This window comes from Paraburkholderia sp. GAS206C (assembly GCF_050435645.1).
In the GTDB taxonomy this organism is placed as follows: domain Bacteria; phylum Pseudomonadota; class Gammaproteobacteria; order Burkholderiales; family Burkholderiaceae; genus Paraburkholderia; species Paraburkholderia phenazinium_B.
Window position 1 is genome coordinate 68,418 of the sequence record NZ_JBNDKR010000006.1, and the last position, 12,019, is coordinate 80,436.

At 58.7% G+C, this 12,019-nt stretch carries 13 protein-coding genes; 8 read left to right on the top strand and 5 right to left on the bottom strand.

Annotated elements, in window-relative coordinates:
- Positions 1–67 precede the first annotated feature (67 nt).
- The 3 genes from P3T20_RS17660 (at position 68) to P3T20_RS17670 (ending at position 2,165) form a co-directional block, all read left to right on the top strand.
- Complete coding sequence (locus tag P3T20_RS17660; protein ID WP_074265200.1) at positions 68–748, top strand: DJ-1/PfpI family protein; 681 nt, start codon at positions 68–70, stop codon at positions 746–748.
- 217 nt (positions 749–965) lie between these two features.
- A complete protein-coding gene (locus P3T20_RS17665) occupies positions 966–1,664 on the top strand; it encodes a glutathione S-transferase (RefSeq protein WP_074265199.1) in 699 nt (232 codons plus the stop codon).
- Positions 1,665–1,907: 243 nt separating this feature from the next.
- On the top strand, positions 1,908–2,165 hold the full coding sequence (locus P3T20_RS17670; RefSeq protein WP_254368908.1) for an aldehyde dehydrogenase family protein: 258 nt from the start codon (positions 1,908–1,910) through the stop codon (positions 2,163–2,165).
- A 185-nt stretch (positions 2,166–2,350) separates the two neighbouring features.
- On the opposite strand, the gene P3T20_RS17675 is transcribed toward P3T20_RS17670, so the two are convergent.
- Both P3T20_RS17675 and P3T20_RS17680 read right to left on the bottom strand, forming a co-directional pair.
- Positions 2,351–2,872: a DUF2867 domain-containing protein gene (locus P3T20_RS17675; RefSeq protein WP_074265198.1), complete on the bottom strand. Its 522-nt coding sequence runs from the start codon at positions 2,870–2,872 to the stop codon at positions 2,351–2,353.
- Positions 2,873–3,118: 246 nt separating this feature from the next.
- Positions 3,119–3,748 carry a TetR/AcrR family transcriptional regulator gene (locus P3T20_RS17680; protein ID WP_074265197.1) on the bottom strand — a complete coding sequence of 210 codons (630 nt, stop codon included), beginning with the start codon at positions 3,746–3,748 and terminating at the stop codon, positions 3,119–3,121.
- A 119-nt stretch (positions 3,749–3,867) separates the two neighbouring features.
- Here P3T20_RS17680 and P3T20_RS17685 point away from each other — a divergent pair, with 119 nt between their 5' ends.
- Positions 3,868–4,998, top strand: coding sequence for an alpha/beta fold hydrolase (locus P3T20_RS17685; protein ID WP_429287589.1), 1,131 nt, complete (start codon positions 3,868–3,870; stop codon positions 4,996–4,998).
- Between the two features lie 196 nt (positions 4,999–5,194).
- Here the strand turns inward: P3T20_RS17685 and P3T20_RS17690 are convergent, their stop codons facing one another.
- Positions 5,195–5,602, bottom strand: a complete 408-nt coding sequence (locus P3T20_RS17690; RefSeq protein ID WP_074265196.1) for a hypothetical protein — start codon at positions 5,600–5,602, stop codon at positions 5,195–5,197.
- 229 nt (positions 5,603–5,831) lie between these two features.
- Positions 5,832–6,779 (bottom strand): GlxA family transcriptional regulator, encoded by a 948-nt coding sequence (locus P3T20_RS17695; RefSeq protein ID WP_074266132.1) that lies wholly within the window; start codon positions 6,777–6,779, stop codon positions 5,832–5,834.
- A 226-nt stretch (positions 6,780–7,005) separates the two neighbouring features.
- Between P3T20_RS17695 and P3T20_RS17700 the strand changes: the two genes are divergently transcribed.
- The 4 genes from P3T20_RS17700 (at position 7,006) to P3T20_RS17715 (ending at position 11,317) form a co-directional block, all read left to right on the top strand.
- Entirely contained in the window at positions 7,006–8,100 is a 1,095-nt protein-coding gene (locus P3T20_RS17700) for an alpha/beta fold hydrolase (RefSeq protein ID WP_429287475.1), read from the top strand.
- A 165-nt stretch (positions 8,101–8,265) separates the two neighbouring features.
- Complete coding sequence (locus P3T20_RS17705) at positions 8,266–9,123, top strand: aldo/keto reductase (RefSeq protein WP_302050854.1); 858 nt, start codon at positions 8,266–8,268, stop codon at positions 9,121–9,123.
- Between the two features lie 22 nt (positions 9,124–9,145).
- Positions 9,146–10,285 carry an alpha/beta hydrolase gene (locus tag P3T20_RS17710; protein WP_254368859.1) on the top strand — a complete coding sequence of 380 codons (1,140 nt, stop codon included), beginning with the start codon at positions 9,146–9,148 and terminating at the stop codon, positions 10,283–10,285.
- A gap of 147 nt (positions 10,286–10,432) precedes the next feature.
- A complete protein-coding gene (locus P3T20_RS17715) occupies positions 10,433–11,317 on the top strand; it encodes an NmrA family NAD(P)-binding protein (protein WP_074265194.1) in 885 nt (294 codons plus the stop codon).
- 31 nt (positions 11,318–11,348) lie between these two features.
- Here P3T20_RS17715 and P3T20_RS17720 read toward each other — a convergent pair whose 3' ends face one another.
- Positions 11,349–11,918, bottom strand: coding sequence for a hypothetical protein (locus P3T20_RS17720; RefSeq protein WP_143787534.1), 570 nt, complete (start codon positions 11,916–11,918; stop codon positions 11,349–11,351).
- Positions 11,919–12,019: the final 101 nt, after the last annotated feature.

The window sequence follows — 12,019 nt, forward strand, 5'->3', positions numbered from 1 at the left end:
AATCGATCCGTCCACCTCGAAGACCGTCGTTGGTGAAAATCGCTTATACATTTGACAAGGTATCCTCATGACGCTCCAAATCGGATTTCTGGTATTTCCACAAGTACAACAGCTGGACCTGACCGGTCCCCACGACGTACTCGCATCGCTTCCCGGCGCAACGACCCACTTGATCTGGAAAACACGTGACCCCGTGACATCTAGCAATGGATTGCTCCTTACGCCCACAACGACCTATGGGGATTGCCCGCCACTCGACGTGATTTGTGTTCCCGGTGGAGGTGGCGTGACGAACTTGATGCAGGATATTCAAACGATCGAGTTTGTTCGCAAACAGGCCGCCGGTGCCCGCTACATCACGTCTGTTTGCACCGGCGCATTGTTGCTTGGTGCCGCAGGGTTGCTTCGCGGACGGCGTGCCACAACTCATTGGGCCTTCCACACATCGCTTGAGCCACTTGGTGCCATTCCGACGCACGGTCGGGTAGTCCGTGACGGCAACCTCATCACCGGCGGAGGTGTGACCGCGGGCATCGATTTTGGATTGACAGTGGCTGCAGAGTTGGCGGGGGTAGAGGAAGCGCAGGCGATTCAGCTCGAACTCGAATATGCTCCGGCGCCGCCATTCAATGCTGGTGGGCCAGATGTCGCACCGCGGGCGGTCGTGGAGCTAGTAAAGCAACGGTCCGAACAGGGGTTCGCCGCGCGACGACGAATTGTCATGGAAATCACCGCAGGTGGAACCTGAGTTGCCGCTTCGCGTCGCGTGCCGTCGATCGGTGGCTTGCCAGTAGCAGGCAGCGTGTGCCGATTGCATTGGGTGGCCGGGTAAATCGAAGGTGACTTATGGGTCGACTACTCAGTGTTGACAACCCGGATTGTAACGCATATTGTAAACCTAACGAACGATAGGTAGGTATGCAAGATTGTCGTTCGCTACGACACCACTACGAAAGGAAAGCCAAATGAGTGCTATCGCAACGAGTATCAATGACAATCACTTGTCGACGATGACGGTTTATGACTTCCCGCAAGGGCCGTATCCGACGCGTGTGCGCATTGCGTTGGCGGAAAAGAATCTGCAATCGCGAGTGCGGTTCGTGCTGGTCGATCTGTACGCGGGCGAGCACAAGAATCCCGAATTCATGGCGAGCAAGAACTACTCGGGCACGCTGCCGGTGCTCGAACTCGATGACGGGACCTGTATTGCCGAGTGCACGGCCATCACGGAGTACCTTGACGGACTCGATGGCGTGCCGACTCTGACTGGCAGGGCGCCGCGCGAAAAAGGGTTGATCCACATGATGAGCAAGCGTGCCGAACTGGAATTGCTCGACGCCATAAGCGTGTATTTCCATCATGGAACGCCGGGATTGGGGCCGCACGTTGAGCTGTACCAGAACGCCGAATGGGGATTCAGGCAGCGCGACAAGGCTCTACGCGGAATGCACTACTTCGATGCTGTTCTTCGAAATCAGCCGTATGTCGCCGGCAAAGAATTTTCAATGGCCGACATCACCGTAATCGGCGGCCTGGTCTTCGCTTCTATCGTCAAGCTGCCAGTGCCGGCTGAGTGCACCGCGCTCCTGGCATGGTACGAAAGAATGCAGGAGCGGCCCAGCGTAAGCACGCAGCCGGCGTTCTCCGTACCAGCGGCTGCATGAAAAAATTTCATTTTTCTAAAGCTAAGTAGTCCTACCAGGTAACGAAAAACCCGTCGATTTTTGGCGGGATTCGCGACATCAACACTTCAGCCCTCCGTATCTCGGAGAACAATTCATGTCTGCATTGCCACAAGCAGTTCAGTCCGTTGGCATTTTCAACGGCCCGTATTACCTCAGCATCGCTGGTAATCTTGTGAAGTCGCAAGATAGCTTTGACGTAATCAACCCGGCTACTGGTGAAGTATTCGCCAAGGCCCCGGCAGCCTCAGCCGGCAGCTTGAAGAAGCCGTCGCAGCGGCCAGGCATGCGGTTAAAGCCTGGTCTGCGCTTGGCTACGACGGGCGCCAGAAATACCTCAACGCCTACGCCGACGCACTCGAAGTACATCGGGACGAGTTGTCACGCCTGCTGATTCTTGAACAGGGGAAGCCGCTAAAGACCATGGCGGAGCCGGAGGTCGATCGGTCCCATCTCGTGGATTCGTCAGATTGCGGCCCGTAGAATTCCGGTCGAGATCGTCGAGGAGACCGAAGAACATATTGTCGAACTGCACCATACGCCGCTCGGCGTGACCGATCAGGTGGAGACGGATAGCTACGCCTGGTCCCGGCCGCTCTCAGGAACCCGCGACTTTCAGCGTCAGGCCATCTACGGCCTGCTGGAAGGAGCGTTGATCGGAATCGCCGCTACCGGCCGGGCCATCCGAGCTTCTGTGCCCGGTCGAGCGAGGCTCGCACGACGAGGCGATGGAAAGGAGCGATAAGGCTAAGATAGGCCCGACCCAGCAGACGGTTGTAGAAGACAAGTGTAGTGATTATCAGTCGCTGGGACCGGTCTTCAGATGCAGGCTGCACGAGAACCGACACGCGGAAATCAAGATGCGTGTCGTCCTCTCCCAGAATGATCTCGTCTTTATGCCGTTCGAACACGCGGAAAATACTTAGCCGGTCGTCCTTCGCGACTCTCAGATCGATCGTTCTTTTAAGGCCGAATGGCCAAACGGCAATGTCGCGAACTCCCAGCAGCATCGCGATCCACTTGGGTTGCCCTGCAAAGATGTATCGAGCGAGAGACTCTGCATCGTTGCAAGCAGTCGCTGGCAAGTCCACCGAAAAGGCGTCGACAAAATCAGCTTTGCCATACGACTGGCTGAGCCGTGAGGTCGCCGGCAGGCCGACCTGTTCGGCCTTCTTCGAATTCGTCTGCATGCCCATTCTCCATGCGTTCAAGTTGCCCGACTGCCTCAGCACGACCCAAGCGAACGTAGTCGAGAGAATTAGCGTGACATATTCCTGCTTAAGCCGAAGCCAAACTGATTGTGGCGGTCCGGCAACGGACAATGCCAGGACATTCATCCGGCGGCTGGGCGTCTGCGAACGGACATTCGCGAAAGACAGACGCTCTTCGTACGATGATCGGTGCCAATTTTGTTCGACCGGGAACATTGGACCGGATCACCCCTCGGAGGCAGCCCACCGTTGGACACTAACGTCTGCCAGCGCCTCGAATATAGCCGGTGTGCGTTCCAGGCGTGCGATCGTCCGCGCGCCTTCGAGGGCGGCTACCAATGCGGCTGCGGTAGAGGACGCGCGCGCGGGAGCAAAACCGCAGCCCCTAAAATGCTCCGCAATAATCTCGGTCGACTCAACAAATCCGCGCGCTACCCGTTTGGTCAGCTCAGCGTCGAGCGCGGGCAACTCATTCGCCAGATTTTGCATTAGACATCCATACTGGAAATCAGAGGCGACCATTTCGGCCGCGAATGTCCTGAAAATCTGATGAACAAAATTCAGGGCATCACCCGTCGTATTCGCCGAGATGTCCCGTAACACAGCAATTCGATTCGCAATGTAATTATCGATTGCTTCTTCTGCGAGTTGTGCCTTGCCGCGTGGAAAGTGAAAGTAGAACGATCCTTTAGGCGCACCGCTTTCTTCAAGGATCTGGATCAATCCCGTCGCAGTGTAGCCCTGGATGCGAAACAGTCGTTCGGCCGTGGCAATCGCGCGAGCGCGGGCGTCAGTCTTACGTGGCATGCCGCGAACATAGCACGTTTCGCTTGATGATTCTATGGTGATTGCCATACTATGGCGATCACCATATCAGGAGTCCGGTACCCGCCCGCGCAAACCCCATAGGAGGAATTGCTTTGACCACATCAACGTATCGTGAGGACACGCTTCCCAAGGGGGTCCGCTCGCGCATGATCCATGGGGTCAACGGCCTTGATGTCCATATTCTCGAGGCCGGTTACGAAACCCCCGACCGGCCGCTCGCATTGCTTCTGCATGGCTTTCCCGATCTGGCGTACGGCTGGCGACACCTGATCCCGCTTCTGGCTGACGCCGGCTACCATGTCGTGGCGCCCGACCAGCGGGGTTTTGGCCGTACCACCGGTTGGGTGAACGACTATGACGCCCAGCTAGCGCCCTTCAGCCTCTTGAATATGACGCGTGACGCGCTCGGACTGGTTTTGGCGTTGGGGTATCGGCGTACGGCAATGCTTGTCGGGCACGACCTCGGCTCGCCCGTGGCGGCCTATTGTGCGCTGGCCCGACCTGACGTCTTTCCCTCGGTGGTGCTGATGAGCGCACCGTTCCCCGGTCCGCCGACGCTTCCCTTTAACATTGCGGAAAGCGAGGTATCGTCGGTTCAACCGAACACTCGCACTCAAAACCTGGCGGCCGCGCTGGCGGCGCTCAACCCGCCGAGAGAGTATTACCAGCAATACCTGAGCACACGGAAGGCGAACCACGACATGTGGCGCCCCCCTCAAGGCTTACACGCGTTTCTCCGTGCATTTTTCTACGTCAAGAGCGCCGACTGGCCGGGGAATAAGCCGCATCCGTTGAAGGCGCTAACCGCCGCAGAACTTGCACAAATGCCCACCTATTACGTCATGGATCTCGGCAAGACGATGCCCGAGACCGTCGCTCCATTCCAACCCTCGGCCGCCGAGGTCCTGGCCTGCAAATGGCTCACCGAGCCGGAACTTGGGGTGTACACGGAGGAGTATGGCCGCACGGGGTTTCAAGGCGCCTTGCAGCCTTATCGCGTCTTTTCCGATCCTGACCTGAACGCTGAGTTGCGCCTGTTTTCGGGCAAGACGATCGATGTCCCTTCGCTTTTCATTGGCGGGAAGAGCGATTGGGGCACTTATTCGGCGCCTGGCGCGCTCGATCTCATGAGGACGAAGGCGGCGACGAGAATGGAGGGCATCGAACTGATCGACGGCGCCGGTCACTGGATCCAGCAGGAGCAGCCGGTTCGGCTCAGCGAGCTCCTGCTCGCCTTCATCAAGGAGGTGGGCGGGGCGGATCACATCAGCGGTTAGGTTAGGGAATGCCTATCGTTGCTCCTGAAAATATCGCCCGGCTTCCAGACCACCGTCCCGTCAGGTCCGTCACGTTTCAGTGGCCGTCAGGCAAAATGACCGGCCAAAAGCAGAACTTCATCTATGCATTGACTCCGACGTTCGAGTGTCAGGTCCACCCGGTCAAGGGACCTTCGTGCGGACGATGCAGGACGGCTTACCTTGACGGTTCAACACCTGCGTGCGCTTCGCCGCGCTCTTCCAGTCCCGTCGTAGTGGGCAGTCCTAAGAGGTCGCACACAAGACTCACGACCTTTTCGACTTCGCCGGGCGCGCGCGGATCCAGGCCAGTCATCCGGCTGTACTCGTTCGCGAACACGATGCTGGTGTTGATGATGCCGATTACTGCGTAGTGAAGCTGCCCAGGATCGCCGGCGCGCACGACGCCAGCCTGCTGTCCTGCACGAATCGCTTGCGTGGATATCTCGTAGGACGGGCGGATGTAATTCTCGATCAACCAATCGAAGCGGTCGCCGTTTATCTGACCTTCGAACGCGATCAATCGATGGAATTCGGGATGCCTCGCAGTGAAGGTCGCGAACGCGTGGAACATTTCGCGCAGCACTTCCCCCGGTCCCTCTTATAGCCTCCGGTTCGCTAGCAACAATCGAACGGCTGAGGCAACGCGAATCTGCCCAGGATGGCGACCCACCGCGCGAACGCAGGCGCGCTTCCACGAGGGCGAATTGGAGCAGCGATGACCGCAACTGTTCACAGGATCAACCTCTGGCACGGCGACGTCATCAGTGCCAGCCTCAGGCGGTCATGAGAGCTCCTCTTGCAGCTGGGGCGAATCAGCTATCCGCTTGTCCACGTGCGTTGCGGCGAATAGCCTGAGGCGGCTCACCGAATGCTCGCAGAAATGCACGGCGCATTCTGTCGGGATCAGCAAAGCCCGTTTCTCGCGCAACGACATCAATAGGCAGCCTGCCCTGCTCGACCATAAGACGCGCCGCTTCCAACCGCAAGTTCTCGACAGCTTTTGCAGGGGATTGCCCCGTCTCTTCACGAAATGCGCGGCTGAACTGCCGCACACTCAGATTGGCCGCTTCAGCCAGTCTGTCGACCGTCAGCGGGGTGTGCAAATTGCTTTTCGCATAGACCAGCGCGGTTTGTATCCGGTCAGTTTTCGCATCGAGATCCAGCAGTGTGGAGTGCTGTAACTGTCCGCCGGCGCGTCGATGGAACATGACCATTCGCTTGGCGACAATGCGCGCTACTTTTGCACCAAGGTCCCGTTCCACCATCGAAACCGCAAGATCGGTCCCTGCAGTCATGCCCGCGGAAGTCCATACCGGACCATCCACGACAAATATCCGATCTTCTTCGACTTTGACTTTCGGATACGTCGTTTGCAACTCGCGCGCGTGAGCCCAGTGAGTCGTGGCACGCCGATCGTCCAGAACGCCGGCCTGAGCCAAAAAAAACGCGCCCGTGCACATTGAGGCAACACGCCGGGTGTTTTTCACCGCGCCTCTTAAATATTCAATCAGTGCGGCGCTCGCCGGGTACGCACCAGTGATGACGCCGCCGATGATCACCGTGTCGAACGCGCCTTCCTCGAAACTGTCCGTCATGACGGAGTATCCGAGAGAACTTTGAACCGGCCCTCCGCTTTCAGATATCAGCCGTATCTCGTAGTACGGCTCCCTCGTCAGCCGGTTTGCGAGCTCAAACACGGTTAGTCCGCCGAAAACCATGACCTGGAAGCCTGGAACGACGATGTAGCCAATGCGCAGCATGATAGATCCCGGAAAATAGCAGGCCATAACATTACGTCCTGCACACTGGCGCCTGGCACGAGCCATCGCCTGCTGAACTGTGATTCTAACCACCGGTCCTGATGCCGATAAGTGTGGTCGCGCCAACATGGCCAGAATTGTCGGAAATACGTCCTTCCCGGCTTGTTGAGGGCTTCTAAGATTAGCGGGTTCCCGAATCTCACATCGGGCCAATCAAAAAACCCATATGGAAATGAACCTCTCTGCAACAGCCTCTATTCCTGCACCGTCTATCTCTCGCCGCGCGTTCCTCGCGAGCGGGACGGCTTTGGGTGCAAGCCTGCTGCTGGATCGCGGGGCTCAGGCACAAATTCCTGGAACCGGCGGCGTTTCCGGTATCAAGGAGTACGACGTCAATACCAACGGCATCACCCTGCACGTAACCGAACAGGGCGATGGGCCAGCCGTACTTTTTTGCCACGGGTTTCCGGACACCTCCTACACGTGGCGCCAGCAGATGAAAGCCGTGGCGTCTGCCGGATATCGGGCAATTGCTCCAGATATGCGCGGCTGCGGACGTAGTTCGGCTCCGGCGGACCCAGCCTTGTACACGCCACTGCAAACGGTCGGCGACCTGGTTGGCCTGCTCGATGCATTGAAGATTCAGAGCGCTGTCCTCGTGGGTCACGACTGGGGTGCAACGCACGTGTGGCAAGCGGCACTGATGCGTCCCGATCGATTCAAGGCTGTGTTCGGTCTGAGCGTGCCTTTCGTTCCTCGTGGGGATGTCAGCGTCTTCGACAAGATGCGCAAGTCCGGACATCAGGACGATTTCTACATGTTCGAACAGAGCCGGCCGGACGCCGATCAGATCTGGGCCGATGCCACGGTGACTATTCCTGGAATTCTGTACTGGGCATCGGGCTCCGCTCCCGCAGACCAGCGATGGAGTCCATTGGACCCGGCACGAAGCCTTCACCGTGCGGCCCCTGGACCGTTGCCGTTATGGGCCGAGCCCGATTACGTCGCTCATAACGTGGCGGAATTTCAGCGCACCGGCTTTCATGGTGCCCTGAACTACTATCGGGCCGCTGAACCGTACTTCTACCTGTCCGCTCCATGGAAGGGCGCCCGGATTACCCAGCCTTCGTTTTTCATCTGGGGGAAGGCGGATGGCTTGAGAGAGCTTTATCCGCTGACCGTGGACCAAATGCGCTCTGGCGTTCCCAGTCTCGTTGGCGGTCTCGAACTCGACAATGTAGGCCACTGGGTTCAACACGAAGCCTCTGATGTGGTCAATGAGCAACTCGTGAAGTTCCTGCAAATGGTAACGCCCGTCTGACCCGCAATGGGATTGATATGCGGAGGGGGCATCTACCCGGCGTCACGGCACTCGCGCCCACGCACCTTGCAGCAGGCGCGCTGGCAAGAGCTACACCCAACTGAAAATGGATTAACGATGGTGACAGGCAAAAGTCCCGTGTACAGGTTGAACAATGGAATCGAGATGCCCGCCTTCGGACTTGGGGTGTTTCGTAGCGAGCCTGAGAAAACCGTAGCTGCGGTCCGATCGGCAGTCGCAAATGGATACCGGCTGATCGACACGGCTGCAGCCTATATGAACGAGCAGCAGGTTGGGGAAGGTATCCGTTCGTCTGGCATCCCTCGAGAAGATATCTTCGTGACGACCAAAGTGTGGATCACCGACTACGGCTACGACCAGACCCTTCGTGCTTTCGACCAAAGTCTTCTAAAGCTGGGATTCGATGTCCTTGACCTGTATCTGCTCCACTGGCCGGTTCCTTCGGCCTTCGCAGCAACTATCGACGCTTACAGGGCCGCGCTGAAGCTCCTCGAAGAGGGGCGCGTTCGAGCGATTGGCGTGTGTAACTTCAGCTCCAACCATCTCAACAGGTTGATTGAGGAAACGGGTCACATTCCCGCAGTGAATCAGATAGAACTGCATCCCTTCTTCGTTCAGCGCGAACTTCGTGAAGCTGATGAGAAGCGCGGAATCATCACCCAGGCGTGGTCCCCGATTGGCGGCATCAAGCGCGACGGAGAAAAGGCGAAGGCCTCGCAGGAGGTGCACGACCCTTTCTCCCATCCGACGGTAGCACTGCTCGCCAGGAAATACGGAAAGACTCCGGCGCAGATTATCCTGCGCTGGCAGATCCAGTTGGGCACGTCTCCTATCCCGAAGTCCGTGCGCCCGGAACGGATTGCCGAGAACATCGATATCTTCGACTTCGCACTTGCGTCGGAGGAAGTTCAGGCAATCAGCGCGCTCGACACCGGCGAACGCGGCGGACCAGACCCGGAGCAGGTGAGTCCGCAAACCTTTCCTATAATCAATCGTGACTAAATCAGATTTCCCCAGGTCAGCCATGTCGCGCCGCACTCTGCTCGCCGATGGAACCGCTTTTGGTGCAGGTCTGTTGATGGGTAAGGCAGCTTTTGGGGCTGGGTCTGGTGCTGCCGGCGGCACGGTAGTCCCCGGCGCCAGTTCAGATAACGTTCCTAACCTGAGCGTGAATACGTTCAGCTCGCCGCGCCACACAACGCGCTACCTGGAAGCTGGGCCGACCGATGGGCCGTTGATGATCTTTCTCCACGGCTGGCCCGAGATCGGCCTGATGTGGCGCGCGCAGATCGAGGCGTTCGCGTCCGAAGGCTGGCGCTGCGTTGCTCCGGACATGCGGGGTTACGGCGGCTCATCGGCGCCGGCGGCTTCCGGGGCCTATGCCTTGCACGAGATCGTCCACGACATGGTCGAACTGCACGACCATTTGGGGGCGCGCCCGGCAATCTGGGTTGGCCACGACTGGGGAAGTCCGGTGGCTGGAGCGCTGGCTGCGCACCACGGGGCGCGCAGTCGCGGCGTAGTGCTGATCTCAGTCCCTTACTTTCCGGACGGCTTCGCACTGCCCAATCTCGTGCAACTGATCGACCGTCAGTTGTACCCGGCCGATCAATACCCGGACGGGCAGTGGGATTACTTTCGCTTTTACCTGACGCACTTCAGCCAGACGGTTAGCGATTTCGAGGCGGACATCCCGGCAGCGCTCGCGTCGCTCTATCGGCGTGGCAATCCTGCGTCGGTCGGGCAGGTTTCTCCGTCCGCCTTTATCACAAAAAACGGTGGGCGATATGGCTCGGCGCATCGCGCTCCGGCAACGCCGCCCGATCCAGCGCTCTGGACGCCCACCGACTTTAACGCGCTGGTCGATGCGTTTGATGTCAGTGGTTTCCGTTCGGTCAACGCCTGGTACCTGAACGACACCGCCAACATTGCCTACGCGCACACAGCGCCGGAAGGCGGCCAGCTGCGCCAGCCTGTCTTGTTCGTCAACGGTGATTGGGACGCCATCTGCGATATCAACCGCAGTCGCCTCGGAGAACCGATGCGTGGCGCCTGCGACTACCTTTCCGTAGCGAGCCTGCCCGCTGGTCACTGGCTTCCGCTTGAGCGCAAGACTGAGCTTTTCGAGGCCATTCGTTCGTGGCTTAAGACGAGCGGGTTGTAGTGGGTGGATCGGCCGGGTGAACGTCTCCCAGGCGAAGTGAAGCAGTTCGTCGACTGGCTCCGGCAAGCTATCTCGCATGAGTTGAATTGAGCACCTCGACATGGCACCGATGCAGTAGCCCTTTTCCTTCAGCGTGGAGCGTTCAAAATGTCTGGTCAGAAAATTTTTGTTGCTGGAGCAACCGGCGACACCGGCGGAGCAGCCACCGAAGCACTTCTCGCGGCGGGTGAAAAGGTGCGCACACTGGTGCGGAAGGAGGACCAACGTTCGGAACGACTGAAGGCGCGTGGAGTCGAGGTTCTGGTCGGCAACCTCTCCAGTCTGGATGACGTGGCACGCGCTCTTGAGGGCATTTTTTCGGCGTACTTTGTCTATCCAATCGAAGCGGGGGGCATACAGGCGAGCGTCTATTTTGCTCAGGCGGCCCGGGAGGCTGGAATCGGCGGGATCGTCAACATGTCGCAAATTTCCGCTCGCCGGAACGCAACGAGTCACGCCGCACGCGACCACTGGATTTCGGAGAGGGTATTTGACTGGTCAGGAATCCCGGTCACCCACATTCGCCCGACGTTCTTCGCGCAATGGTTGACTTATCCCGGCCAGGTTGCAAACATAAAAAAGGACGGGACGTTGCGACTGCCCTTTGGTAACGGGCGTCATGCACCGATTGCAGCAGAAGACCAGGGCCGCGTGATCGCTGCGATTCTTCGTGATCCAGCTCCGCACGCGGGCAAGGTCTACCCGCTATACGGCCCCGTCGAGATGAACCACCATCAGATTGCTGATGAAATGAGCAGGGCCCTGGAGCGGGAAGTGAGGTACCAGCCGATTGACCTCGACATGTTCGAAAAGCGTCTGGATACCGATTCGAAATTTAGCGACGCTTTTTCACAGCATCTTCTGTCTGTCGCGGTCGACTACCAGAATGGCATTTTCGCTGGTACCAACAAGGTGGTCGAAGAACTGACGGGAACCCCGCCTATGACTGTTGAGGCGTTCATTCGGAAGCACGCGGCGGTCTTCGCAGACTGACCAGTCGACAACGGGTCGAACTGCGCCTCCCTCACGCACTACTCGAAACCAACCCCGTCGTCTGACCGCTAGCCAGCATCAACTGCGCGAGGGCGCCTTGCGCGCTTTGCAGTTGACTCTCGATCTGGCTGAGTTCGCTGGTATTCGAACTCTGCAGTGCTTCGCTCAACGAGCTTTGAGCACTTTGCAACTGGGCTTTGATCTGGTTGATCTGGCTGGCGTCAGCGCCTCCCGCCGAGCCGCCGGCTGACGATACTTGCGCCAGCTGGGCTTCGAGCGAAAGGGCGAGCGCATTCATTTCGTCGAGCTCGGTCGAGGAACTGCTGGAAGACACCGATCCGCCGCCGCCACCTCCGCCACCCCCTGCGCCGCCCGTACCTGAAGCGGAAGCGGAGGAGGTCGACCCGGACGAAGCTGCGCCCGATGCTTCACTCGATGACGTCGCCCCAGGCGAGGCGACCGCGCTAGCGGACACATCACCAGCCGCGGCTGACGAGGCGGCAGTGCGAGCCTTCGAAGCGGACGGCGCGTCACCCGAGGTGGTCGCGGTGGTTGTACCGGCGGTGAAAGCCGTGGCGGTGGTGGTCGGCTGGATTTGCATGGAATCCCTCGATTGGCTCGAAAGCAATGCGACGCGGCTTTGGGGCTGACTGGCCAACACCAGAGAAGCGCCCGATTACCGGCCTATCCTCGTGATAACGG